Source organism: Clostridium sp. KLE 1755, from assembly GCF_000466465.2.
GTDB lineage: Bacteria > Bacillota > Clostridia > Lachnospirales > Lachnospiraceae > Eisenbergiella > Eisenbergiella porci.
Genome location: NZ_KE992657.1, coordinates 1 through 25,237 on the forward strand (window position 1 = coordinate 1; position 25,237 = coordinate 25,237).

Annotated in this window: 21 protein-coding genes; 3 read left to right on the forward strand and 18 right to left on the reverse strand. The window is 44.3% G+C overall.

The window, feature by feature from the left end; all coding sequences use genetic code 11:
• Nucleotides 1–88: 88 nt before the first annotated feature.
• The 11 genes from HMPREF1548_RS02820 to HMPREF1548_RS02870 form a co-directional block, all read right to left on the reverse strand.
• The gene (locus HMPREF1548_RS02820) at nucleotides 89–3,382 is read right to left on the reverse strand and encodes a UvrD-helicase domain-containing protein (RefSeq protein ID WP_035320815.1); all 3,294 of its coding nucleotides are present in this window, start codon (nucleotides 3,380–3,382) and stop codon (nucleotides 89–91) included.
• Nucleotides 3,383–3,479: 97 nt separating this feature from the next.
• The gene (locus tag HMPREF1548_RS02825) at nucleotides 3,480–4,571 is read right to left on the reverse strand and encodes an AI-2E family transporter (protein WP_162162438.1); all 1,092 of its coding nucleotides are present in this window, start codon (nucleotides 4,569–4,571) and stop codon (nucleotides 3,480–3,482) included.
• A 114-nt stretch (nucleotides 4,572–4,685) separates the two neighbouring features.
• Nucleotides 4,686–6,419, reverse strand: a complete 1,734-nt coding sequence (locus HMPREF1548_RS02830; RefSeq protein ID WP_021634211.1) for an O-antigen ligase family protein — start codon at nucleotides 6,417–6,419, stop codon at nucleotides 4,686–4,688.
• Nucleotides 6,401–7,237: an RluA family pseudouridine synthase gene (locus tag HMPREF1548_RS30350; protein WP_021634212.1), complete on the reverse strand. Its 837-nt coding sequence runs from the start codon at nucleotides 7,235–7,237 to the stop codon at nucleotides 6,401–6,403. The genes HMPREF1548_RS02830 and HMPREF1548_RS30350 overlap by 19 nt, the downstream gene beginning before the upstream one ends.
• Before the next feature lie 182 nt (nucleotides 7,238–7,419).
• Nucleotides 7,420–8,427, reverse strand: a complete 1,008-nt coding sequence (locus HMPREF1548_RS02840) for a glycoside hydrolase family 130 protein (protein ID WP_025488128.1) — start codon at nucleotides 8,425–8,427, stop codon at nucleotides 7,420–7,422.
• 36 nt (nucleotides 8,428–8,463) lie between these two features.
• A complete protein-coding gene (locus tag HMPREF1548_RS02845; RefSeq protein WP_021634215.1) occupies nucleotides 8,464–9,489 on the reverse strand; it encodes a family 43 glycosylhydrolase in 1,026 nt (341 codons plus the stop codon).
• A gap of 23 nt (nucleotides 9,490–9,512) precedes the next feature.
• The gene (locus HMPREF1548_RS02850) at nucleotides 9,513–10,535 is read right to left on the reverse strand and encodes a family 43 glycosylhydrolase (RefSeq protein ID WP_021634216.1); all 1,023 of its coding nucleotides are present in this window, start codon (nucleotides 10,533–10,535) and stop codon (nucleotides 9,513–9,515) included.
• 14 nt (nucleotides 10,536–10,549) lie between these two features.
• Nucleotides 10,550–11,569: a family 43 glycosylhydrolase gene (locus HMPREF1548_RS02855; RefSeq protein ID WP_021634217.1), complete on the reverse strand. Its 1,020-nt coding sequence runs from the start codon at nucleotides 11,567–11,569 to the stop codon at nucleotides 10,550–10,552.
• Between the two features lie 34 nt (nucleotides 11,570–11,603).
• Nucleotides 11,604–12,491, reverse strand: coding sequence for a carbohydrate ABC transporter permease (locus HMPREF1548_RS02860; RefSeq protein ID WP_021634218.1), 888 nt, complete (start codon nucleotides 12,489–12,491; stop codon nucleotides 11,604–11,606).
• Between the two features lie 11 nt (nucleotides 12,492–12,502).
• The gene (locus tag HMPREF1548_RS02865; RefSeq protein ID WP_021634219.1) at nucleotides 12,503–13,432 is read right to left on the reverse strand and encodes an ABC transporter permease; all 930 of its coding nucleotides are present in this window, start codon (nucleotides 13,430–13,432) and stop codon (nucleotides 12,503–12,505) included.
• Nucleotides 13,433–13,564: 132 nt separating this feature from the next.
• Complete coding sequence (locus tag HMPREF1548_RS02870) at nucleotides 13,565–15,334, reverse strand: extracellular solute-binding protein (protein ID WP_021634220.1); 1,770 nt, start codon at nucleotides 15,332–15,334, stop codon at nucleotides 13,565–13,567.
• Nucleotides 15,335–15,727: 393 nt separating this feature from the next.
• On the opposite strand from HMPREF1548_RS02870, the gene HMPREF1548_RS02875 reads away from it, so the two are divergent.
• Nucleotides 15,728–16,630, forward strand: coding sequence for an AraC family transcriptional regulator (locus HMPREF1548_RS02875; protein ID WP_035320798.1), 903 nt, complete (start codon nucleotides 15,728–15,730; stop codon nucleotides 16,628–16,630).
• Nucleotides 16,631–16,682: 52 nt separating this feature from the next.
• On the opposite strand, the gene HMPREF1548_RS02880 is transcribed toward HMPREF1548_RS02875, so the two are convergent.
• From HMPREF1548_RS02880 to HMPREF1548_RS02890, 3 genes are read right to left on the reverse strand one after another with little or no spacing between them, the layout of a single operon-like run.
• Entirely contained in the window at nucleotides 16,683–16,913 is a 231-nt protein-coding gene (locus HMPREF1548_RS02880; RefSeq protein WP_021634222.1) for a GrpB family protein, read from the reverse strand.
• Nucleotides 16,914–16,916: 3 nt separating this feature from the next.
• On the reverse strand, nucleotides 16,917–17,606 hold the full coding sequence (locus HMPREF1548_RS02885) for a response regulator transcription factor (protein ID WP_021634223.1): 690 nt from the start codon (nucleotides 17,604–17,606) through the stop codon (nucleotides 16,917–16,919).
• Complete coding sequence (locus HMPREF1548_RS02890) at nucleotides 17,599–19,083, reverse strand: sensor histidine kinase (protein ID WP_021634224.1); 1,485 nt, start codon at nucleotides 19,081–19,083, stop codon at nucleotides 17,599–17,601. The genes HMPREF1548_RS02885 and HMPREF1548_RS02890 overlap by 8 nt, the downstream gene beginning before the upstream one ends.
• Before the next feature lie 175 nt (nucleotides 19,084–19,258).
• Between HMPREF1548_RS02890 and HMPREF1548_RS02895 the strand changes: the two genes are divergently transcribed.
• Both HMPREF1548_RS02895 and HMPREF1548_RS02900 read left to right on the forward strand, forming a co-directional pair.
• Nucleotides 19,259–19,660, forward strand: a complete 402-nt coding sequence (locus HMPREF1548_RS02895) for a Fur family transcriptional regulator (protein WP_021634225.1) — start codon at nucleotides 19,259–19,261, stop codon at nucleotides 19,658–19,660.
• A 75-nt stretch (nucleotides 19,661–19,735) separates the two neighbouring features.
• A complete protein-coding gene (locus HMPREF1548_RS02900; RefSeq protein WP_025488121.1) occupies nucleotides 19,736–20,281 on the forward strand; it encodes an NADH peroxidase in 546 nt (181 codons plus the stop codon).
• Nucleotides 20,282–20,376: 95 nt separating this feature from the next.
• Here HMPREF1548_RS02900 and HMPREF1548_RS02905 read toward each other — a convergent pair whose 3' ends face one another.
• From HMPREF1548_RS02905 to HMPREF1548_RS02920, 4 genes are all read right to left on the reverse strand, one after another.
• Nucleotides 20,377–21,741 carry a glycoside hydrolase family 30 protein gene (locus tag HMPREF1548_RS02905; protein ID WP_021634227.1) on the reverse strand — a complete coding sequence of 455 codons (1,365 nt, stop codon included), beginning with the start codon at nucleotides 21,739–21,741 and terminating at the stop codon, nucleotides 20,377–20,379.
• A gap of 104 nt (nucleotides 21,742–21,845) precedes the next feature.
• Nucleotides 21,846–22,670 carry a carbohydrate ABC transporter permease gene (locus HMPREF1548_RS02910; protein ID WP_021634228.1) on the reverse strand — a complete coding sequence of 275 codons (825 nt, stop codon included), beginning with the start codon at nucleotides 22,668–22,670 and terminating at the stop codon, nucleotides 21,846–21,848.
• A gap of 12 nt (nucleotides 22,671–22,682) precedes the next feature.
• Nucleotides 22,683–23,579 carry a carbohydrate ABC transporter permease gene (locus tag HMPREF1548_RS02915; RefSeq protein WP_021634229.1) on the reverse strand — a complete coding sequence of 299 codons (897 nt, stop codon included), beginning with the start codon at nucleotides 23,577–23,579 and terminating at the stop codon, nucleotides 22,683–22,685.
• 20 nt (nucleotides 23,580–23,599) lie between these two features.
• Nucleotides 23,600–25,006: an ABC transporter substrate-binding protein gene (locus HMPREF1548_RS02920; RefSeq protein WP_035320832.1), complete on the reverse strand. Its 1,407-nt coding sequence runs from the start codon at nucleotides 25,004–25,006 to the stop codon at nucleotides 23,600–23,602.
• Nucleotides 25,007–25,237 lie beyond the last annotated feature (231 nt).

Consider the following 25,237-nt stretch of genomic DNA (forward strand, 5'->3'; position numbering starts at 1 on the left):
TACAATACACAGTTATATAGACAGTCTCTGCACAAACAAAAACCGTCCGGGCATTCATTCATACCCGGACGGCAACTTATCCTATAATCTATACCATAAAATCAAACAAGCTTAATTGCACCGCTTCCTCAACAGGCTTCTCTTTCTTCGCCTGCTCCCTCTGCGAAAACTTCTCGGGGATTTCCCCAAGAAACATGGAAGTTTCCCCGGAAAAGGTGAGTATTAATTCCTCCCTGGCCCGCGTCATGCCAACATAAAGAAGCCTTCTTTCCTCTTGCACATCACCCGAAGCCGTCCCCAGCTCCAGCGGTAACAACCCTTTTCGGATCCCATAAATAAACACGGCGGGAAATTCCAGCCCCTTTGAACCATGCAGGGTCATAAGTGTAACGGCGTCCGCCGGGAACCTGCGGCTTCCGCTTCTCCTGATGTCACCCTCAGCGCCTAAGGAAAGTGTTTCCAGGAAATGCTCCATCTCAGGATATAGAACCGCAGCGTTCACAAGCTTCTCCATTTCGCCGCTTTCCTCCAGCTTTCTGTCCTTTATCCAGTTTTCCAGAAGCTTTTCCGTCCTGTCCTTATGTATTCTCCTTTTATATTTGGAAATAAGAAGAGTCAGCTGTTCCTCTGCCGTCTTTTCCTCCGGCGGCCAGAGAAGCCTGAGACACAACTGCCCCGCAGCCTCATCCTCCGGGTGAAGGACATATTGGAAAAAGTAAAGCGTACCCCGGACATTTTTTTCAAGCAGGAAATCCTCCCTGCCTGCAACCACGTAAGGGATGCCCTCCTGCCGAAGGCATTTTTCCAGAAGCTGCGCCTGTCTGTGCGTGCGGTAAAGCACTGCGATATCGGAAAAACTGCGCACCCTTCTTTGCTCACCGCTATGATTTTCCTCCACATCCAGCATATCTATTCCGCCAATCAGGCGGTTAATTTCCTTTGCCGTAAAAATAGCTTCCCCCATCTCCCCGGAGGCCTCCACCACACGGACCAGAGCGTCCTCCTTTGCCAAAGCATGCATCCTTCTTTTTTCCCCGTCATTATGAGAAATAAGGGACAACGCACTCTCCAGAACCGCCGGCGCGGATCGGTAGTTTTCCTCAAGCCTTACCATATGTATCTGCGGATAGTCCGCCTCCAGCCTGGAAAAACAGCCGGCATCCGATCCACGGAAGCCATATATGGACTGATCCGGATCCCCGATTACAAAAAGCTCCCTGCCGTTCCGATTCCAGGCCTTAAGCAGCTCATACTGCACCGGGTTAATATCCTGGAATTCATCCACCAGCAGATACTGAAACTGCTTCTCTGCCTCTGCGCCTGGATTTTCCCGGAATAGCCGCAGCGTTTCCAGTAAAAGGTCATCGTAATCCAACACCTTCTCCCCGGCAAGCAGTTCCTGATAAAAAGCGGCTGCCTCCGCAGTGACCTGCGCCCCGGATGCGTGGCTCCCTTCCTGCACCACTCGGCTTTCTTCCTGCACCGCCGGACTCTCTCCCTGCGCTGCGCTGCATTTCCTGTTGGAAATTTCCCGCAGGAACCGGGAAGGGGAAAGCTTCAAAGCGTACCTGGCGATGGCTTTTTCCGCCAGTTCCTCCCGCAGTCCTTCGTCCGCCACCATAAATTCCAGACCTGCCGAAGTCAGGAACCGGCTGCAGATTCCATGAAAGGTACCGATATTCATTTCGTGAGCCGCCCTTTTCCAGCCGGACAGCCGTTCCAGTCGGCTGCGCATTTCCTCAGCCGCCTTATTCGTGAAGGTCACCGCCGTAATGAAGACAGGTGCAATCCCTCTTTCCTTCAGAAGATAGGATATCCGCGAGATCAATGTCTTTGTTTTACCCGAACCGGGACCTGCAATAACGGCAGTTACCCGATCCAGGGCGCACACCGCCTCTTCCTGATCAGGATTTAGCTTCGCCTCCTCATACAATCCGGAACCATTTTCCTTTGCATTCCCTTCCCGGGAATTGCTTATTCCGGCGCCGTGTTCCTCATCATTTTTTTCTTCAGTAACAGACGTTCCCCCTTCAGGCCGGGCCGCTCTTAACACCTCCGTCTGTCTGTGGCTACGAATTTTTTCCGGAGAATCTTCGTTTCCCATGCCCTCTTCGGTAAAAAAACTGAGCTGTCCCTCCAGACTGCTGATTTCCGAAGGTGTAAGAAGGCTGATAGTGCCGTATTCACCGTCAAAGCCCGGCGTACGGTCAACCCGGCCTTCCCTCAGCCGTTTTATTCCCTCTGCAATCGGCGCCCCCGCAGCTGCCTTGATATCTTCCTCCGGAATGATACGGAGGATGTCGAATTCGGCCCCCAACTTTCCCAAAAGCTTCTCATATTGTTCCAGCACCTTTTTAGAGGAAGCCGATTTTCCGGTGGATGCGGCAATTACCTCCGGCAGGGGAACCAGGCTCTCAAAAGGCCTGGCCTGAGGTAATACAAATCCCTCCTCCCGGTCTGCCAGCTGTTCCACCCTGTGCAGCACGCCAATGGTCAGCTTCTTGCCGCACACCGGACATATATTTCCATAGGAAAGCGCCTCCGCCGGGCTGATACAGAGACTGCATTTCCTGTGGCCGTCAAAGTGGTATTTCCCTTCCTCCGGGAAAAATTCAATGGTTCCCTGAAGGCCGTTTCCTGTGGTTATGGCATCCGCAAGCCCGGAGAAGGACAGCGGAATCTCAAAAAGATTGGCTTCCCGTCCAAGCTTTGCCGGGGAATGTGCATCCGAATTGGATATGAGCTGATAGGAATCCAGGGCGGAAATCCTCCAGTTCATGGGCGGATCAGAGGAAAGCCCGGTTTCCAGCGCATGGATATAGGGCGTCATATCCTCATAACAATCCTCAATGGCATCAAACCCGGAAAACGCACCGAACATGGAAAAATGCGGCGTCCAGATATGGGCGGGAACATATAAGGCCTCCGGAGAGGTTTCCAGCATGATTTCCAGCAAATCCCTGCAGTCCAGCCCCAGAATCGGCCGGCCGTCGGAATGGATATTCCCGATCAGCTCCAACCTGCGGGCAAGCCTGTCCGCATCCTCCAGACCAGGCAAAAGCAGAAGGCTGTGAACCTTCCTCACCTTATCCTTTTTCTTATATATGGAACTGATTTCCCCGGTCACCACAAAACGCGGCCTGCGATCATCCGGAGCCGCCGCGTCATGGATCCGGTACTCATCCTTCAGCGTATACAGACCATCCTCCGCCGGCTCCAGCTTTTCCTTCAGCTCCTCCCGCCATGCCGGATGGGTGAAATCGCCAGTCCCCACAATATCGATTCCCTTTTTCCTGGCCCATAAATCCAGGTGTTCCGGCGTACAATCCCTGCTTGTAGCCCTGGAATAGCGCGAATGAATATGCAAATCCCCTATATACATAGTTTTTCCTCTTCTGAAAATTTCTGCATGCAGAACCAAAGCGTTAAAAATAAAAAACAACATAGGTTCCGAACCGTTATGAAAGCATCATAAAATATTATAGCTTTTCCTCTCCGCCTCCGCAAGGACACTCCTTCTCTCTGCCCATGAAATACCGCCATAATTCCAGCAGGATCACCATGGCAAGCGGCCCCTTGATAATTCCGGAAACGCCGAACAGCTTCACGCCGGCATATACGGAAAGAAGCATAAAGATCGGATAAATCCCTGTTTTTTCGCCCATCAGCTTAGGCTCCAGGAATTCCCTCGCCCCCATGCATGCCACATAAACAACCACGCACAGCACCGCCGCGCCAATACGGCCGTTTACCAGCTGCCAGAATGCCGTAGGCATCAGTACGATTCCGGTCCCGATAAAGGGCAGGGCATCCAGGATTCCGGCCAGTATGCCAAGCGTCAGCCCATGGCCGATCCTTCCCAGCCAAAGCCCCAGGCAGCATATCACCATAATCACCAGAAGAATGACAGCCTGCGCTTTCAGGTACACCCCCACCAGGCGGATAATCCGCTCCGCAATGCCAAAAGCCTTTTCCACCGCCTCCGCGCCTTCTCCTCCGTCCTGCAGCCTTTCCACCATCCCGTCATAGTCCTTGCAGAGCAGAATCGAAGCAATGAAGCTGACTCCCAGAAATGCCGCGCAGGAAATTATTTTTTTCAGATACCACCAGGATTCCTTCACCATGTTCGGGACAAACTGTACCTGGAGGTTCTCTATAAATATGTCCACTTTTTCCAGGACCGCCTTCTCTACTTTAACCGCATCCACACCAAAATGCTCCTGGGCAAACAGACAGCAGTCCCCGAAAAAACACCTTATCTGCACACACATACTGTCCCAGTTATCCGCCAGTACCTTTGCCTGCCCAAAGCCGCCCTGCAATGCCGCCCAGACAATAACAGCCAGCAATGCGGCAGCGGCAGCCAGAATTCCCGCAAGCAGAATTTCCTTTTTTATATGTGTTTTCCCCTGCAGCCTGTTCAGCCATGGATTGCAGAGGTAAACAATACAGAAAGACAGCAGAAAGGGCGTAATGAGCGGAAATAAATAACGGAAGCCAAGAAATACTCCCAAACCGGCTCCCGCGGCAAAAATCAGTTTTTTCGGACCTTTTTCCAACAATTTCCCCATACCCATATCACCTGTTTTCCTCAAAATTTTCACGTGATTAGTATAAGGATTTCACTCAAATCTATCCTGCTTCAGAATCAATTTGAAGCTGCCAGTTTCAACCACCGGATTTTTTTACTTTTCCAGCCGCCTTAAGGCGCTTTCCGCCAGTCCCATGATGATAAAAAGAAACGGCGTACAGCATACCTGCTGATAACAGAAAAAATTAGATCCCGCATAGGCCAGGATACAAAGCATTCCCGCAAGAATCAGTGGACTTTTCCGGGATGCACGGTAAAAACGCGCCACTCCCATACAAAGCATGGCAATAAAAGCCAGAAGCCCTGCAATTCCAATGCAAATGAGCAAATTTAAAAATTCATTATGCGCATTGGTAAGGATATTGGGTTTCCAGTATTGATACAATTTATCCGCATACTCCGGTATACTGTAGCTATAAGGCATAAAACAGTCCGGCCCCACGCCGAAAAGCTTTTTCCCGAAGGGAAGGGCCGCAAACAGCCCGGCCGCAGTTTTCCATATGAACCCTCTGTCGCTTCCCCATTTATTATCAAACAGAAGATACTGGTTATTCAGGGTAATCCCAAACCATTCCTGCAAAAATCCGTTTGTATTAAAATAAATCAAAATAACCGCCAGCACAATTCCCGCCACGGCCATGAAAATACAAACCAGGCGCAGCCGGCTTCCCCATTTTTTCCAGCTTTCTTTTAACCGTGCTTCACCCCTTTTTTCCTCCAGCTGCAGCAGCGCAATATAGCAGGCCGCAGCAACCAACAGAACCAGCCAGGAAATCCATCCTTTAGAAAGTGACATGGATAATGTCCCCAGCTCCAGCGCCTTATCCGCAAACCCCCATTGCAGTAAGCCAATCGCTTTAAAGGACGCGGCGCCCAAAATAATTACCTCAAGAAACCTCTCCATCTTATGGGGACTGCCGCAGGCCACGGCAAACAGCCCCAGAAACAGCAAAAACATGGACGAAAATGCGCTGTCACTGTTCTGCGTTACCAGGGTCATGAAGCCCAATACGCAGTAAATCCCCGAAATCACCCTGATTTTTCTGCTCTCTGCGGCAAAAAAGATACAAAGCCCAACTGCAAAAACCGTACATACATAACTGGAATACCAGGTAGCCTGCCCAATCGTGGACAGAAACCATATATGGTAGGAGCTGTCAATCCCTTTATACATTCCCAACGGATCAATGAGGAATCTGTGCAGAATACCCAACAGAAAAGTGATTCCTGATCCCAGAAAAAAGCCGCAGAAAATCAGTTTCCCGCCTATCCCCGTGGTCCATGAAAGACCCGGCCCTTGTGCCCCTTTTTTCCAGGGAAACAGACGGGAAATCAGAAAATAGGAGATTCCCATAAGCAGCTGGGTACGCAGCCCCATATTCCAGCCTCCCACGCCTTCCCATGCCTCCGAAGGAAAATCACTCAGTAAATAGGAAACTGCCGAAGCCGCCATATACAGCAGGACTCCTGCATCCAACGCAGAAATCTCCCCTTTTACTACACGCAGCCTGCTTTTCCCCAGGTTCCACAATAGTACAAGCGTCGCCAGCACTGCTGCCGGAACGAGAATCATTGTTGATACCCCTGAAAAAAAGGAATACTTATAAGCGCCTATTTCATGGTATTTATCCCCAAAGTACAACGGAAATACCGCCAGCATAAGAAACATCCAGCAGCCGGCAAGAAATTGCGCAAAATCCCTGATATTAGCTATCACCCAGCCCGCATCCCTGCTTTCCTGCCCGCTGCCGTCACCGCCAGCCCCTATGTGGTCTTTGGACTCTGCTCCATCGCTTATATTTTGTCCCATCAATTGTTTTTGATCCATGGAAGCTCCTCCAACTGAAAATCCATCTTTTTTCCGGATGCCGGATGATAAAAACTTAAAGAGAAGGCACAGAGACATATATTCCCATACCCTTTTTCTGCGGAATACTCCCTGCTTTCTTCCGTCCCATACTTGGCATCTCCCAAAAGCGGCAGCCCAGCGTTGGCAAACTGAACACGTATCTGATGGTGACGTCCGGTGAGAAGCCGTATCCTGACAAGCGCCTGCCTGTCCCTTTTCTCTACCACCTCATACAATAGCTCCGCTCTCCTGGCGCCTTTTGTATCTGCCTTCACCACTCTTGATGTATTTTGTCCGGCATCCCGGAGAAGATAATCAACGAGTTTTATTTCTTTCCTCCGTATCTCATTCCGTTCCTCATCCAGACCCGGTTCCTGTACTGATTCTTGTATCTGATGTATCTGCTCTGTAGCTGTTCCAGCTCTTTTCGTTCCGGTATAAACAAGGGCCATGTACCACTTTTCCATAGAAGGTATTGCTTCTATTCCCGGCTTTTGATTTCCGTTCTTTTTTTGTTTACCCGTCTGGTTTTTCCCGCCCTGCGGCGCTTCCCCATGAGCCGCCGCCTGCTGGCTGAGCTTAGCCGCGGCCTGAGGCGTTTTCGCAAAAACCAGGATGCCGGATACCGGCTGATCCAGCCGGTGAACCAGTCCCAGATAAGGATTCCTGCCTCCCAGATAATTTTTCAGTTCGCTGACCATGTCCGGTTCCCCGATCCTGCCGCTCTGCACCGCAAGCCCCGGCGGCTTATAGCATACAAGTATATGTTGGTCTTCTGCCAGTATTTTTGATTTCAATTGGTGAGATTTCCTTTCCGATTGGTTTATGGGGACTATTATAGCACGGAAAAAAGGACATGGCAGCGTATCTTTGAAAGAAAATGTTTGTTCTTTAGTTTTAAAGACCTGAATAAAAAAATCTCATGCCAAATTTTGTCTTTGACATGAGATTTTACTTTTTTCTATTTACTTATAGTACTTTAATAAAGAGTATTTATTTCAGAACAACATGTACCATCACCCCTTCTTGGTTCTCTTTCTTCCCCATAATCAGGAAAATCAAAATCAAATCCTTTATGTACAAGAAATCCCATCTCCTCCAGGGTATGGTTAAAACCATTATACCATCCCAGATATCCATCTTCTTGTTTAAGAACGCTTACCTTACAAACACCAGCACAATCCCATTCACCTTCGCATTCCCCAAATACAGGATTATCAGGGTGGCGCTGCCAGCCAGTGATCCCATCCCGGGAACGCGCCATACCATTTGCTGCGCGCATGTCCGAATCACTGCCAAGATAAGTCATATAATACCAGTCATCCTGTTTCCATACATAGCAGGCAGAAACCTTATACATTTCCCAATGGATATTTGGATCCGGCTTAAATACAGGATTGTTAGGATGTTTATTCCAATTAATCCCATCCTCACTTTCTGCATACCCAATAGCATCTGCCTCCGCTTTAGGTGTTGCTCCACCGGAATACCACATTTTATATTTATTTTCTTCTTCCTCCCAAATAACATGCGGACACCATATCATTTCGCGTTCCCATGGCTGCGTACATACCATTACCGGCTTTCCATACTTATGCCAGTGAATTCCATCTTCACTGGTAGCATAACCTATTACGCTCGTGGAATGGCGGCCACACCATTTGTGACCTGTATACCACATATGATAAATTCCGTCCTTATGTATTATGGTCGGCCTGCTTACCTCCGAGCATTCCCATTCAGATTCTTCATCATAGGTCAGAACCACCTTGGGAAGTGTCCAATTTCTCCCATCTGTGCTTTCCGCATATACAATGCATGTTACCGGTCTCCAGGAATACCACATTTTATAGATGCCATCTTCATAAATAACATAATTGTCAAAAACCGTACCCATGGCTCCGCCAAAAACCGGTTCATTTCCCACTCTTTCCCAACCGGCCATTACACCACATGGAATAGGCTTATACTGATTCGGATTATGCATAACTTCCTCCATTCTTCTTGTACCAATTTACCTCGATTAATACTTTGCTATGTTATCATGATAATAGTAATTTACACTTCCCAAACCTTCTCCAAAGCCCCTTTCATCTCTACCGGGTGCTCCTTCTTCCGGGAATCCCAGGTCAAAACCATCGTGCCACGCAATTCCAATTGCCTGCCCTTCTCTCATTCCCCCAGTATACCACATCTGATATCCATTCTTTTCTTTCACAATGCTGACCTTTCGTGTTCCAAGCCAATCCCAGTTTCCATCCTTTCCGGCGGAAATAGGATTACTTGGGTGCCTTTCCCAATCATGGATTCCATCCTTTGATCTGGCTAATCCTGCACCCGCAATCAAATCCCCATCCATTCCCAGATAAAACATATAATACCAACCATCCTCTTTTATTATATAAGGTGCCGATACCTTTCCCATTTCCCAATAATGTGTGCTGTCCGGTGTGAAAATTGGATTCTTGGAAAATTTCTCCCACTTTACACCATCCAAACTTTCTGCATATCCTATTGCATCCGGTTCATGCTGTCTTCCTGCACAGTACCACATGCGGAACTTTTTATTTTCTTCATCCCACATGACATGTGGATGGGCAACCGCGATTTTTTCCCAGGCAGAAGAAGGCTCCATCACCGGGCTATTCCTTCGTCTCCATACGATACCATCTTCACTTATTGCATAACCGATACAGCTTTTTGGAGCATTAATTTCCGTAGGATACATCATACCTGTGTACCACATATGATACATTCCATCTTTTTTTAAAATCGTAGGTCTGCATACCTCATGTCCTTCCCAAACCGATCCCTTAACCGCAGTGAGAACTACCTGAACATTATCCCAACGTACTCCATCCTTGCTTTCCGTATATGCAATAACTCTTCCCTTTCTCCAGGAAAACCACATACGGTAAAATCCATTTTCCTTAATAACAAAAGGATCATTTACAGTTCCCATTCCCGGGCCGAGAACAGGCTTCGTGCCTATTACCTCCCATCCACCAGTACATCCCCGGGGCTTATATTTGTATCCGCAATAATCCATTACATCCTCCTCTGATCACATGTTTAATCTCTTAACAATGCAAATCTGTTATAATAATAGTTGAACTTTCCCTTTCTGCAAGGATTTTCGCCTCTCTCTGATACATATTTATTTCCTACATCAGGGAACAGGGAAAATCCCCGATGAAATGCCGTACCGATCTGTTCCCCACCCCCGTTAGAGGCATTGTACCATAACCGGAAGCCATTCTCCTCCTCAACAACGCTTACCTTACATATTCCTCCAAAATCCCATAAGTCATCATCTCCTGCAATTATCGGGTTGTCCGGATGCCTCTCCCAGAGTAGCCCATCCTTTGATCTGGCTAGGCCTACAGCAGATTTATAATCTCCATGGACCCCCATATAGAACATATAGTACCACCCATCCCATTTCATCACAAAGCAAGCCTCAACCTTGCTCATATCCCAGTAATTGTTCGGATCAGGCATAAAAACTGGATTTCCAGAATACCGTATCCAGTTGATTCCATCTGGACTTTCCGCATAACCGATTGCATCTGACTCATGCATATGTCCCGCGGAATACCACATTTTAAATATATTATCCTCATCATCCCAGAGCACATGAGGACACATAACACAGTAACGCTCCCAGTGTTCCTCTGGCACTAAAACAGGTTCTTCCCGACGCATCCAATTTACTCCATCTTCAGACACCGCATAGCCAATACAGCTTTTACTCATCTGATTCTCGCGCGCAAAAACCTGTCCTGTATACCACATATGATAAAGACCATCCTTAACAACAATCGTAGGTCTGTTTACCTCATCTCCCTCCCATTCTGATCCTGGAATGGCAGTAAGCACCGCCCGTGGTAAATCCCAATGAATACCATCATCGCTTATAGTATGTGCAATCAGCCTTACATCCCTCCAGGAAAACCACATGCGGTATTTGTGCTCCTCTTTAATCACATGAATATCAAAGGTCGTGCCATATTCCGGACCTAAAACAGGATTTTCTATTGCCTTTACCCATCCGCCTGTTGTTCCAAGAGGAACCCATTTAACATTCTGCCCCATTTTTCCCTCTCTTCCTACCGACACCCTAAAAACAAGTCCCGGCACACAATTTTTTCATCCGGTATATCCCTTTCCCGGGCAGCTCCATCCTCCGGCCACAGCTGATATCCTTTATGTAAAGCTACACCTATCTCTTCCTTCACCTGTCCTTCTCCTTCGGATTGATTGCAGCCGTTATACCACATAAGAAATCCATCATCCGTTTTCAATACAAATGGCTTACAAACTCCCAAATAGTCCCAGCTGCCGTCTGTACCAGCAACTACCGGATTGTCTGGATGCCGTTCCCAACCCGTTATGCCATCTCTGGATCTGGCAATACCAATCGATGCCGTTCTATCTGCACTGATTCCAAGATAAAACATATAAAAGTAATCCTGCTCACGAACAACACAGCATGCTTCTGTCTTCAGCGCCTCCCAGAATTTATTTTTGTCAGCCGTAAAAATAGGATTTTTATTATATTTGTTCCAGTGAATTCCATCTTCGCTTTCCGCATAGCCTATGCTATCGCATTCATATTGTTCCCCACCTGAATACCACATACAATAACTGTTTTTTTCCTCATCCCATATCACATGCGGACAGTACAGGCTGTTCTTTTCCCACGGTTCATCCGGATTCATAACCGATTCTCTTCGTACATCCCAATGAATACCATCATTACTTTCCGCATAACCCACAGCACTTGTTCCATAACAAAAATCTAAAGGACGCACCATTCCTATAAACCACATCCTGTACTTCCCGCCCCGGTAAAGCACACAAGGCCTGTTTACTTCATCTACAGCCCATGGGAGACTTATTTGTCTTGGCATTACCATCTGCGGAAGACTCCAGTCATAACCATCCGGACTATTCGCTACAGCAATTCCTTTAGCCGGTCTCCAGGAATACCACATTCGGTATCCTTCATTCTCCTTACGTACACAGCAGTCAAAGACAGTTCCTAATGCTCCTCCTATTACCGGAGAATCCTGTGATTTTATCCATCCGCCTGCAGTACCACGTGGTATATACTTATATCTTCCCATAATTTCACCTGCTTTCCCGCCGATAATTTATAAATCAGCTTTTTACTGCTCCTATCATTACCCCTTGTACAAAATGTTTTTGAAAAAAGGGATAAATAACTGTAATCGGCAATGTTGTTATTACAATGGTTGAAAATTTCAATGCTTCAAAAAGATACTGCCTTTCAGCACCTGTACTGCCGCCAGTACTTGTGGTCGCCTGTTGGTTTGCCACAAGAATATCCCTCAGATACAGCTGAATGGGTTTTAATTCTCTGCTCTTTAAATAAATCATAGGATTAAAATATTCATTCCAGTGTCCGACCGCATAAAAAATAATCAATACTGAGATGATTGGCTTGGATACGGGAACAATAATCTTCCAAAGAATAGTAAAATCATTTGCCCCATCCAAGTGTGCTGACTCCGTCAATTCTTCAGGAAGAGACTCAAAAAAACTTCTTGCCACAATTAAATTATATGCACTAATAGCTGTTGGCACAATTAATGCCCAAGGCGTATCATATAAACCCAGTTTATTTACCACAATGTATGATGGGATAATCCCCCCGGATACAAACATGGTAACCGCAATAAATATTGAAATTTGATTACGCAGAAAAAACTTCCTAATCGAAAGTGCATATGCCGCCATTATAGTCAAAATCATATTAACAAGAGTTCCTACCACCGTATACCATATGGTATTGTAATATGCCATAAACACATCTTTCTGCTGAAGTAGTGTCTGATATGACGTTAATGAAAAATTTACCGGCCAGAGTATAACATCTCTTCTTATTACATTCAGTGGATTACTAAAAGAATTGGCTATAACATAAAGGAATGGATACAGCGTGATAAAAGCTGCGAGGATTATGATAATATAAATAAGAACAATACCAATAAGACCGCTTTCCTTAAGGCTTTTTTTACGTTTCATATCCAATCCTCCTAAAATAAAGATGTATCACTGAATCTCCTGCTCAAACCATTTGCAAGAATAATCAATACAAGACTGACGATACAGTTAAACAGCCCAATTGCTGTTCCATATGAAAAATCTGAATTCAGCAGGCCCACACGATAGACATAGGTGGAAATAACATCCGCTGTTTCATAGGTAGCTTCATTATACATAAGAATAATTTTTTCAAAACCGACACTCAGAAGCCAACCAATTCTCATAATTAGCAGTACAATAATAGTGGGGGCAATACAAGGTAAAGTAATGAAGAACATCTTCTTCCAACGTCCTGCCCCGTCAACAATGGCCGCTTCGTAAAGTTCCGGATTTACCCCTGAAATAGCCGCGAAATATATAATGGAATCCCATCCAAAATTCTGCCATATATTTGAGAAAACATACAGCCACCTGAAAATTTTCGCTTCTGAAAAGAAATTGATAGGATTTCCGCCCAGTGCCTGAATAGCTAGATTAACAATCCCATCCGTAGGAGATAGAAAAATTTTCATCATACCAACCACTACTACTACCGAAATAAAATGTGGCAGATAAGAAAAGGTCTGTACCGTCCTCTTCACCCAGTTTTTCTTTACTTCATTTAAGAGAAGCGCAAAAAGAATCGGAACCGGAAATCCCATGAGCAAGTCCATAAAACTTAATAGAAACGTATTCCTTATTAAACGGAAAGCATAAGGACTTTCAAAAAACCTTTTAAAGTTTTCCAGTCCAATCCAACTGCTTCCAAGAATTCCCCGTCTGACATTATAATCCTGGAATGCTACAATATTCCACACCATAGGTGCATAATGGAATATCAAAAAATATAGGACACAAGGAGCTACCATCAAAATAAGATATCTGTCTCTTTTAATTAACTTACCCACAGGAACTTTTTTTACTGTCTTATTTTTTGCCATACATTTCGCCTCACCCTGATATCTATTGACATAGACAGGGAATACCGACCCATAGCTAAATATTAGTTATTTTGCGGTATTCCCCGTGGTGCAGCACACAATGGTGCCGCAGCATTATCTACTTTCTGTCAGTTACTGCATCACTTCCTGTGTCCTGTCGTACCATGCCTGCTTTACAGCAACAACATCCTCGATTCCCATCTGTTTCAAAGTATCCACATAAGAATTCCATTCAGTTAAAGGTCTGTTTCCTGTAATAAATTTAACTACATTTTCTTTTACAAAGGTTTCAATATCCGGCCATTTCTCTGTATATATCTTGTTTTCTTCTTCTGTACCGATTGCAATAGGGACTCTGTCCGACATAATATCCTTGAATTCATTATAAGCTTCATCAAAATATGAACCTACATACATGGCCTTGAAAGGTTCTCCGCTTTCATTTCCCACAAAGTTAGGCCACGCTCCTATTCCACGCATTACATCAATTGCGCTGCTGCCGCCGTTAGTAACCTTATCTGTAAATACCTTCTGTCCATTTTCTACAGTAAAGGTATCCCCTTCAAACCCCCAGTAACGCAATACGGCGGATTCTTCAGAAGCATATACCCAATCAAGCCATTGTACGGCCAGCTTCGGATTTTTGCAGTCAACAGTAACAGCATAATAGTCATGGAAGGACTGTCTCTTGCTGATTGTCGGCTGATTATCTGCATATTTTTCATTTGTTAATGCAGGTATGAATACATAATGTCCGTCAGGATTTGTTTCTCTTACCAAATCATCCTTGCCAATTACGTTATCTGTTGATGATAATGTCTGTCCGCCAAGTCTGTCCTGAGAAATCAGGGAATCGGAATCTGAGCCATCGGTTGTAGTACTTAAAAGCCCTTCCCCATACCACTGATTCAATGTGGTAAGACAATCCAAAAACTTATCGTCCATCAGATCAAAGGCCACCACTCCATCATCTGACACTGACCAAATATCTGTATTATTAAACCCAAAGGCTTCCTTAAAGGTATACAAACCAAACATCTGATCATTCTGATAACCAAGAGGCACTTCATCCTTTTTACCATTTCCATTGGGATCCTGATCACGGAATGCAACAAGTACATCATGATATTCATCAATGGTGGAAGGCATAGCCAGCCCTAATTTATCCAGCCAATCCTGCCTGATAATATTCCACATAAGTACATAGTTGTTAATATCAAATTCCGCATGAGGCAGCCCATAGATATTTCCGTCCGGTGATGTCATCTGTGCTTCATAGATAGGCTGTTGCTGAAACAACTTCCATAGATTAGGTGTATCTGTTTCATTTATATATTCTTTTATATTTACCAATAAGCCCTGTGAGCTGTAATCTGCAAGTCCTGTTGTTCCGTTAGGGACTCTGATAATATCAGGAAGTTCACTGCCTGAAGCTAATCTAGTCTGTGCGACAGTATTATAGTCACCGCTGGCAACACATTCCCAGTCTACTTTAACACCTGTTATTTTTTCGATTTCATTTTCTACAGGAAGGCCATCGTCAGAATCATAGTATGCGGATGCATGCCAGTTCTGATAAGTTAAAATAGAAAGTGTTTCACTCCCCGGTTCACATAAAGGCAGTGAATATCCTCCTTGTGTTTCCTCTGATACTGATGCTTCCTCAGATATGACATTTTCAGTTCCGGATGCAGATTCCTGTTTAGTTTCAGCTGCAGGTTCCGAACCGGTTGCACCAGTCCCTGGCATACAGCCTGCTAAAGCACTTCCTGCCATTCCTGCTGCAAGTATAAATGCCAACAACTTCTTACCTCTCATAATTATCCTCCTTGCTTTCCTAAGTTTGGAAAATTCCTCCCCCATTTTTTTGGGTACCGTTAGTTTATTAAATTGTACATTCATAAATTGCCCTGACAGAAATTTATATATAGTAAAACACAATTACAATTGTTTATATGAGGTTTATTTTTGTACAAAATACTCATTTTATTTCTTCCACAAGCAATTTATTTATAACTATTATACAATTAGTTATACTTTTCCAAAATACACAAACGTTTTAATATGTATCAAAACGGTACTTCTTTTTAAAGGCATAAATTACTTACTTCACGCATTATTTCCATTTTATATTTCCTGCAATACTATTGAATTGTAGTAAATTCTGGACTATAATTGAAAAAAAAGATGGGATTGTACACTTATAAAATATGTATAAGTTTAAAATTCCTTTTTCCTTTTAGGTGTCTTTTAGTAACTTTTTGTATTATTAAGTATAGAAGAGGAGGGAAACAAATGCCGCCATGTCTGGCATATATGATAAATATCACTAATCCACTAATGTTTAACAGAACAGGTAAATTTGAGGCACTTTCTTCAAAGTGGACTCATAGTGTACAGACTACAGAGGATTACGAACTTATTGTCGAAACAAAGGGAAATCTCTATCTGCAATACCAGGATGTCAAATATACTGTTACCCCAGGACAATACCTGCTACTTCAGCCACCATCTCCCAAGCCCAGTAATGAGAAAAGAATTAGGCGGGGTTACCGTGAGTCGGAATGCAGTTTTTACTGGCTTCATTTTTCATGCCAACGTGCTTTTCCTGTATCCGGACTGGTTCCCAATAAAATTGATGGAGGACGTAATGATATCCTCCTGCCAGTTCAAAAATCACTGCTTTATCCTGAAAGAGTCCTTCTTCTTATGAGGCAGTTACAGAATTGTGTCCGTTCCGGCTATGATACCCATTACACAGATTATATGACGACACTTATTATAAGTGAGATTTCCAATCAGCATGCGATCTCCTTAAGTGAAAAAGAAAAAGCTGCCTCTGAAAATATTCCGATTCAAAAGCAACTATACAACGACATTATTGATTTTATTAATTATTATATTAACGATAACCTGAAAGTAACAAACATTGCTGTTCATTTTGGTTATAATGAAAAGTACCTGTCACGCTATTTTAAAGAGGTATCCGGAATAAGCCTGAAGCAATATATACTTAATCAGAAAATAGAGAGGGCCAACTTTCTCTTAAGTGATACTAATATGACTGTTAGTGCAATAGCTGATTCTCTTGGCTTTTCAAATTATCACAATTTTATCCGAACATACAAAAATATAACATCCATGACTCCCTCGGAATACAGAAACACATATGCCAAAAGAATTATTAATCATGATTGAGCAGAAAAACCTTTATTGCAGGTTTCAATACCCGCAATAAAGGTTTCTTTAATTATCCTCCCTGAGAATCCAAAATATGATAGATCCCCTTTATAAACGCTTCCTTTCCCTTCGTATAAGCAACCCTGTCCTCCGGGAAATCCGACGCCAATTTTTTCTTTAAATCCTCATACTGTTTGGCAGCTTCCGCATGTTCATTCAGATAATCCCTGAAGCCAACCAACTGAAAAAATTCCTTTTCATTTTTTTCGTAGCAATGGATATGCCTCAGAGACAGTCCCACGGCTTACACCTTAAACCGATACCCGACACCCCAAATTGTTTCAATATACTGCGGGTTTGCAGTATCCGCCTCAATTTTCTCCCGGATTTTCTTAATATGCACCGTCACGGTTGCGATATCCCCGATAGAATCCATATCCCAGATCTCCCGGAACAGCTCCTCCTTGGTAAATACATGGTTGGGATTTTCCGCCAGGAAGGTAAGCAGATCGAATTCCTTTGTGGTAAACGCCTTCTCTTCCCCATTGATATATACACGTCTTGCTGTTTTATCTATGCGGATTCCGCGGATTTCCACGATATCATTGGTCTTCTGCTGGGAGCTGACCAGCCTTGTGTAGCGGGCAAGATGGGCCTTCACTCTGGCAACAAGCTCACTGGGGCTGAAAGGCTTTGTCATATAGTCATCGGCTCCCAGGCCCAGGCCCCTGATTTTATCGATATCGTCCTTCTTTGCGGATACCATGAGAATCGGTATGTTTTTTTCATCTCTTATCCGGCGGCAGATTTCAAAGCCGTCCATACCCGGAAGCATCAAATCCAGTATGATTAAATCATATTCTGAGGTCATGGCACGTTCCAGCCCTTTGTCTCCCTCATGTTCTATCTCCACCTGAAAGCCTGACAGCTCCAGGTAATCCTTCTCCAAATCTGCAATCGCTTCTTCATCTTCAATAATTAATATCTTATTCATTTTCCTCTGCCTCCCTGTATTTTCTGATTACAAAATGCAAACAGGTTCCTTCTCCTTCCTTACTGGTCGCCCAGATGTAACCGCCATGGTCCTCAATAATTTTCTTTACAATAGAAAGGCCGATACCGCTGCCGCCCATGGCGGAATTCCTGGAAGCATCCGTCCTGTAAAACCGTTCAAAAATACTTCCCAGATCCTTGGCAGCAATGCCTTTGCCATTATCATCTATTTCCACCCGGATGGAGTCCACCTCATCCAGTATCCGTATGTTGATGATTCCCTTTGGCTTGTCGATATACTTGATGCTGTTTCCGATAATGTTGTTGATTACCTTCTTCAGCTGCTCCGGATCCGCAATAATCCGGGTGTCGGGATCCACCAGATTCGAATAATTCAGCTCTATATCCTTGGATTCCAGATCAAGCCCCACATCCTCCACACAATCCTGGAAAAATTCCGCCACATTGATGCGGTGAAAATTATAAGGGATTCTGTTGCTGTCTATGCCCGAATAATAGGTCAGCTCATTAATCAGGCGGTTCATGTCATTGGCCTTGTTGTAGATAGTCTTAATGTAACGTTCCATCTTCTCAGGCGTATCCGCCACGCCGTCCATTATTCCTTCCACATACCCCTTAATGGCCGTTATGGGCGTTTTCAGATCATGGGAAATATTGCTCACCAGCTCCCTGTTCTGCCGCTCATTCTGTATTTTTTCCTCGGTGGATTCCTTCAGCCGAAGCCGCATGTCCTCATAATTGCGGTACAGCTCGCCGATTTCATTGGTATCCTCCGATGTAAGGATATATTCGAAATTTCCTTCCGCAATATTCTGCATGGCCACGTTCAGCCTGTTAATGGGGGCAAAAACACTCTTATAAATCCACTGGGTAAGAACAACGCTTGTTACAATCAGAATAATTACAATCGCAAAGAACATATAGATAAGCAGTGTCTTGGAAATAACGCTGTTTACCCTGGTTATAATGAATACGCTGCCGTCTGAGCCATCGGAAAAGCGGAAATCAATCTGCTTTACCAGCTTTTGCATATCATTATAATAAAAACCGGAATTGGAATCCCTGCTTTCAAAACCATAAGCGGGAAGCCGGCTGAAAATTTTCTGTGTCGCAGTCTCATTGCCGGAATAATAAACCGTATTGTCCTTCCTCACCAGAATATAGGAAGACTTCTTGAAAGCATCCTCATTCACAGCCGCCAGAAAATTCTTATCCTCAAGCCTTGCAGGCTCCTCTTCGGCCGTTTCCTCCAGACTGTAAAAAATATCATCGGTTATTCCGCTGAAGGATGCGAGTGAATCGGACATGGTGCTGTAGTCCGTCGTCTCAAAACCGTATCTCAAATCGGAATTATGCACCATCACAGCGCCGATCGCCACAAAAGCAATCGCAGAAAGCACAAGGGGCAGCAGAATAACCGTTAAAAAGGTTATCACCAGCTTTGTCCTGAACTTCATTTCATATTTCACATCCTTCCCTGAGTATCCATTGTTATTCTACCATAAAAAGAAAACCTAATTATAAAAACGAAAAAATAAATTTCTAAAAAAATTATAAACATGTTGACAGAATTGAAAAGCTTTGCTATAGTAACAGTAACGATTATCGTTTTTAACAGAAAGGAGGCAGAAAATGACGCTGAAATACAGCCGTCAACGGGAAGCCATCAAAGATTTCCTGATGACAAGGAATGACCATCCGACGGCAGATGTAGTTTACAGCAATGTGAGAACAGAATTTCCCAACATCAGTCTTGGTACTGTTTACAGAAATCTTACGCTGTTGGCAGATCTTGGAGAAATAGCAAGATTACGCGTCGGCGACGGTGTGGATCATTTTGATGCAGACACCAGTCCTCATTATCATTTTGTCTGCAGCGACTGCGGAAGTGTAATTGATTTGGAAATGGATAGCATTGACAGCATCAATCAAACGGCCGCCAGAAATTTTGAAGGACAGATAGCCGGCCATATCACTTATTTTTACGGCCTTTGTCCCCATTGTAAAGAGAAGAAGCTGAAAGCTCTTTCTTAAAAATCAGCCATCCGCAACTCCCGGTTTCCGGAGCAGTTGTAATAAAAAATATATTAAAATTAAAAGGAGAAAAAAATTATGAAATTCGTATGTCAGGTATGTGGTTATGTTTATGAAGGCGAAAAAGCACCGGAGAAATGCCCCGTTTGTGGAGCTCCCGCAGAGAAATTCACCGCACAGAGCGGAACAATGGAATGGGCTGCTGAGCACGTTGTAGGTGTTGCTCAGGGTGCAAGCGAAGATATCATGGAAGACCTGAGAGCTAACTTCGCAGGAGAATGCTCTGAAGTAGGTATGTACCTTGCAATGGCAAGAGTTGCCCACAGAGAAGGCTATCCTGAAATCGGTCTTTACTGGGAAAAAGCTGCTTATGAAGAAGCAGAGCATGCTGCAAAATTCGCAGAGCTGCTTGGCGAAGTAGTAACTGATTCCACAAAGAAGAACCTGGAAATGAGAGTAGAAGCAGAAAACGGCGCAACCGCTGGTAAATTCGACCTGGCTAAGCGCGCAAAGGCTGCTAACCTTGACGCTATCCATGACACTGTTCATGAAATGGCAAGAGACGAAGCCCGCCACGGCAAGGCATTCCAGGGCTTACTGGAGAGATACTTCGGCAAATAATATTGGGAACTCCTCCAAGAGATCTATATAAATTCACACAGAAGGCATCCCGGATTCCAATGGAATCCGGGATGTTTTTTCATTTTTATTAAACTTTACAGTTCGACAATAAGAGTACCAATACTATGAGCCTGCATACTGACTGAAATATACCTTCCGTCAACTTCGATTCTGCCGGCCCTGTCCCTCTCTCCGGCATTCATAATAATCACTACGAGCTGTCCACACGGATTCAAGAAGGCGCAGCATTCCAGATTTTTTTCACCATTCTCTGAAAAGTCATAGTTTCGGGTCAACACGCCATATGCCCCTCTTTTAACATACCGGCTGAAATGCCCGATATAATAGTAGGATGACATCCGAATCAGCTCCTGCCTTTCATAGTCCAATATAATCGGTGCCGCACAAGGATTATCCGCAATTCCCGGACCACTGTTTTGATCAAGGAACAGATTCCAGTCCATATATGCACAGGTCCAGTGATTCATATCTCCAATAATATCGTGCCCATACCGTTCCCCAACTGACCAGTCCTGGAGATTTTCCGGCATCACCACACAGCATTCCGTAGCAAGCAGCTCCACCCCGGGATATTCTTCATGTGTTTTTTCCAGTTCCTCAAAATAATCACCAGAATACCAATGAAAAGCCAGTCCGAATATTTTTTTTCTTAAAGCTTCATCAGACAGCATTTCCTCTGCTCTTTTTCTCAAAAAGTCTTTATTGCAATCCCAGCAAAGAAGCTTTTTGTCCCCGAATCCTGCTTTTTCCAATGACGGTATCAGGAAATCCTTTAGAAATATAGCTTCTTCCTTTCCGGTAAATTCACAGGATGCCCACCTCTGTACTTCCACAGGTTCATTCTGGGTGGCAAGCCCCCACAGCGAAATCCCCTCTTTTTCATAAGCCCTGATAAAATTTACCAGATAGGACGCCATTGTCTGATAGTATTCGGGCAAAAGCTTTCCTCCCCAGCTCATCTGTCCATTGGATTTCATCCATCCCGGAGGACTCCAGGGTAACGCATACAAAAGAAGCTCATTATTTCTATTGTCTTTTTTCATAACCTTTTGGGCTGATTTGATTAACGGAAGAATGCCTTTTTTATCCTGAGCAATTGAATAATAAGTTAAGTTTTCATCTCCCGCTATTTCTGCATGGGAGTATTCAACGCTTGAAAAGTCACAACAGCCTATAGGGATTCGTCCCATATTATAGCCCAGGCCCGTTTCAGGGTCAAAATAAGCGGCCACTGCTTTTTCCCGGATTGCTTCTTCCATAGGAATGAGAGCCATGGCCGCCGTATCTGTAAAGGCACCTCCGAATCCATAAATCTTCTGCCGTTTTTCTCCCGGATACACAGAAAACAAAACCGGTCCTGTCTCTTTCTCCCGAGAAAGCTCTTTCTCCGCCAGTCTTTCTCCGGTATCACGGGCTGTATAAATCCATCGTGTCTTCATTTTTGCTCCAATCTGCGCCCCAGGCGCTCATGCGGCTAATACCGCCCTCAAACCAGGGAGGTTGCAAGCATCTTTTTTCAAAATATTACCCTTCCGGCTTGTGCTTATCCCTTCACCGCCCCCGCAGTAATCCCTTTTACAAAGTACTTTGAACCAAGTATGAAAATAATCAGCACAGGGAAGGTGGAAAGAGCCAGCGCCAGCATTTGTGCCCCGTAATCCTGTCTGTAGGATACGGAGATATTGGATATCATAAGCGGCAGGGTATAAACCGCCTGTTTATTTAATGTAATCAAAGGAAGCAGATAGTTATTCCAGGACCAAAGGAATACCAGCGTTGCTACTGTCATAATGGCAGGCTTGATACAGGGAACTACAATTGAAGCAAGAATTCCTGGTTCTGAGCAGCCATCTATTCTCGCACTTTCCATCATTTCTTCCGGAACCGAATCCCTGAGAAACTGCATCATGAAAAAGGCGCTGAAGGGATTGGCAATCCAGACACATATAACCGACCAGAGAGTATTAGTCAGGTGCGCTACTCTCATCTCCATAATATACCCGATAATAGATATCTGTGTGGGAAGCATCATCCCGATCAAAACAAGTATCAGGATTGCCCTTTGTCCCCGAAATGTAAATTTTGCCAGTGCATAGCCTATGGTTATACTGGTAAACAGGCAGGCAATTACCGACGCTGCAGAAACAAGAATACTGTTCAAGTAGGTTGCCAAAAGCCCGTTATCCAACGTTGTCTTCAGATTTTCCACAAAATAATCACTGACAAGCAGCGGCAGCCCATGGAACAAATCCTCACTATAATAGGTGCCCATCACGAACATCATGTAAAAAGGGAACAGGGCAATTATTGACATCACTCCAAGAATCAGATAAACCCATATATCATTAATTATTTTTTTACGCTGCATATCGGCACCCTCCTACTTTTCTTTTCTGTTGCTGAAAAAGAAACTGAACAGGGAACAGCTGCCTATAATTAAAAATAATGTATATGCAATAGCCGCACCATATCCAAGCCTGGTATTGCTTCCAAAAGAATCATCGTAAAATTTCCATATAACAGTCAGTACTGAATAATCGGGACCTCCGACACTTTTTGATGCTGCCGACCATCCTGAATACAGCTGAACCGGTTCGTCAAACATTTGAAAGCCGCCGATTAAAGCCGTTATAAAAAGAAAAACGGTCACATTCTTCAGCAGGGGAAGAATGATGTGCAGGAAGGTTTTCACCTTGCCTGCGCCATCAATTGCAGCTGCCTCATAAACATCCTGAGGTATTGCCGTCATTCCCGAAAGGTAAATCATCATACAGTAACCGAAATTCCGCCATACTATCATAATCGCAACTATAAGCCTCGCTGACCATGGATGCTGAAGCCAGAAATAATTTTCCTGCAATATGTTAAAATGTGTAAGCAGGCCGTTCAGGATACCGCTGTTCCAATCAAATATATAGGAGAAAATGAAACCTATGGCAACCGGTGTTGTTATATATGGAAGGAAGTTTACAACCTGGAACAGACGCCGGCCTTTTACCAGCTGAAACAGCAAATATGCAATAACAAGTCCCAGTATCAGGTTTACCGGAAGTGACATCAGCATAATTAAAACCGTATTGAACAAGGATTTTAAAAACAGCCTGTCCTTGGTAAAAAGATTGATGTAGTTTCGAAATCCCACAAAATACTTTTCCACAATTCCATTATAATCAAATAAACTCAGATAAAAGGAATATATCATGGGAAAAAGCATGAATAATCCATATGCCCCCAAAAAAGGGAGAGAAAAAAGATACGGCCATTTATTTCGTTTCATTTTCCACCTGTGCCTTTAACCTATTGAATCTGCGCTTCCGGTGCCTTAAGGGAGACTTCCTCTTTAAAAAGCTCGAGTGCTTTTGCAGAATCAATGGAAGAATCCGACATAAATTTGGGAGTCAGTGCCTGGAACACGTCGTTGATAATAGCATCATATTTTGTCTGTGGCATAGTTTTTGCATTAGGTGCTGCTTCTTCGATATAATATTTCACCAGACTCTGTCCACCGAAAAACTTATCCACAGGCCCTTCTTTTTCAACGGGTGAATATCCACTGCTGTAATATGGCTGATAGCAACTGTAATTTCCTGTAAGATCATACATATAGGAACCTCCCTGCTCTGAAAAGTAAATAAACTGCAGGTACGCCCAGGCCGCTTCCTTATTTTTACTGTCTTTATAAATACTAAGCGTAGTTCCTCCCAGATTAAAGGAGCCCTCGGGAGGCATTGTCACTGCCCAGTTTCCCGCTCCCTCCGGATCGTTTGGTACGATAACCAGGGGAGGGCACCATGCACCTGCCTCATAGAACAGATATTCATCCGCCGCATAAGCAGAATACCAGGAAGCGGAATACATTTCCACATTTCCGATAATTCCTGCATCCCGCATTTTCATAGTAAGCTCCAGCGGGCGGGTCATTTTTTCAGTGATATTGACATTTGTCCCGTCCACATAATCCACAATATTCTGATTGATGGTGGAAAGCAGCACATCTCCAAGAGATGCCATCATCTTTACTTTTCCGCCGCTCTTTTCCTTTACCTGCTCCCCCACAGCCAGGAAAGAATCCCAGTCTTTAATCATTTCACCAACCTTCTGTGGATCATCTGTTCCCAGATATTCTTTAGCCAAGTCTCTTTTATAAGCAAATCCTGCAGGTGTCACCTGCATCTCAACACCAAGTATTTTACCGTTTTGATCTGATACTAATGGCACGGAAGAAGGAACCATCTCACTTCTATCCAGGTTATAAGGCGCTTCCTCCAGATTTTCACAAATATTCATTTCAAACAAAGTGCCTCTCCAGGCCATTTCCCCAAGAATAATATCCGGAAGCTCCATTCCAGATACATAACTGGTCTGCAGCTTTGTCATATAATCATCCCAGGCAACATCCTGGACTTCCACTGTTACATTGGGGTATACCTCATTAAATTTATCCACATATTTCTGTTGTGTTCCTCCGTCCCAATCCCATATTACAACCGTCCCTGTAAGCTCCTCCGGACTGCAGGACTTAGAAACTTCTTCGATTCCCGCCGCTTTTCCCGCAGTTTCTTCTGAAACTGCAGATGCTTCAGTTTGTACCTCATTTTGTACTGGCTGTGTCGCCTTATCTGCATTCCCGCTGCCGCCGCATCCTGCAAGCAAAGATACTGCAAGCGCTGCTGTCATAATACTGCTTAGCATTTTTCTTTTCATATAAAGCTCCCTTTCTTTGCTATACCCAAATAACGCATTCTGGTAAATTCTGTTAATCACATTTTCCAGGCCAATCTCTCTGCAGACAGATTTCCAGAGAAAACCGGAATGCCGGAATACAATGGAGGATACCCGGCAATACTGGGGTTTCTCCATCTCCGCTTCCTGTTTTCCAACCTTGAAATCATCTTACCCGGAAACGATTTGCGGGTAAATATCAGAAGGATTCCA

Excerpts from the sequence above, each read along its gene's own strand:
- HMPREF1548_RS02820 (WP_035320815.1), bottom strand. The coding sequence starts at position 3,382 with ATGTATATAGGGGATTTGCATATTCATTCGCGCTATTCCAGGGCTACA.
- HMPREF1548_RS02910 (WP_021634228.1), bottom strand. The coding sequence starts at position 22,670 with ATGCAGCGTAAAAAAATAATTAATGATATATGGGTTTATCTGATTCTT.
- HMPREF1548_RS02855 (WP_021634217.1), bottom strand. The coding sequence starts at position 11,569 with ATGGGAAGATATAAGTATATACCACGTGGTACTGCAGGCGGATGGATA.
- HMPREF1548_RS02875 (WP_035320798.1), top strand. The coding sequence starts at position 15,728 with ATGCCGCCATGTCTGGCATATATGATAAATATCACTAATCCACTAATG.
- HMPREF1548_RS02885 (WP_021634223.1), bottom strand. The coding sequence starts at position 17,606 with ATGAATAAGATATTAATTATTGAAGATGAAGAAGCGATTGCAGATTTG.
- HMPREF1548_RS02890 (WP_021634224.1), bottom strand. The coding sequence starts at position 19,083 with ATGAAGTTCAGGACAAAGCTGGTGATAACCTTTTTAACGGTTATTCTG.
- HMPREF1548_RS02915 (WP_021634229.1), bottom strand. The coding sequence starts at position 23,579 with ATGAAACGAAATAAATGGCCGTATCTTTTTTCTCTCCCTTTTTTGGGG.
- HMPREF1548_RS02895 (WP_021634225.1), top strand. The coding sequence starts at position 19,259 with ATGACGCTGAAATACAGCCGTCAACGGGAAGCCATCAAAGATTTCCTG.
- HMPREF1548_RS02860 (WP_021634218.1), bottom strand. The coding sequence starts at position 12,491 with ATGAAACGTAAAAAAAGCCTTAAGGAAAGCGGTCTTATTGGTATTGTT.
- HMPREF1548_RS02920 (WP_035320832.1), bottom strand. The coding sequence starts at position 25,006 with ATGAAAAGAAAAATGCTAAGCAGTATTATGACAGCAGCGCTTGCAGTA.
- HMPREF1548_RS02850 (WP_021634216.1), bottom strand. The coding sequence starts at position 10,535 with ATGGGGCAGAATGTTAAATGGGTTCCTCTTGGAACAACAGGCGGATGG.
- HMPREF1548_RS02830 (WP_021634211.1), bottom strand. The coding sequence starts at position 6,419 with ATGGATCAAAAACAATTGATGGGACAAAATATAAGCGATGGAGCAGAG.
- HMPREF1548_RS02905 (WP_021634227.1), bottom strand. The coding sequence starts at position 21,741 with ATGAAGACACGATGGATTTATACAGCCCGTGATACCGGAGAAAGACTG.
- HMPREF1548_RS02870 (WP_021634220.1), bottom strand. The coding sequence starts at position 15,334 with ATGAATGTACAATTTAATAAACTAACGGTACCCAAAAAAATGGGGGAG.
- HMPREF1548_RS02840 (WP_025488128.1), bottom strand. The coding sequence starts at position 8,427 with ATGCATAATCCGAATCAGTATAAGCCTATTCCATGTGGTGTAATGGCC.
- HMPREF1548_RS02845 (WP_021634215.1), bottom strand. The coding sequence starts at position 9,489 with ATGGATTATTGCGGATACAAATATAAGCCCCGGGGATGTACTGGTGGA.
- HMPREF1548_RS02825 (WP_162162438.1), bottom strand. The coding sequence starts at position 4,571 with ATGGGGAAATTGTTGGAAAAAGGTCCGAAAAAACTGATTTTTGCCGCG.
- HMPREF1548_RS02865 (WP_021634219.1), bottom strand. The coding sequence starts at position 13,432 with ATGGCAAAAAATAAGACAGTAAAAAAAGTTCCTGTGGGTAAGTTAATT.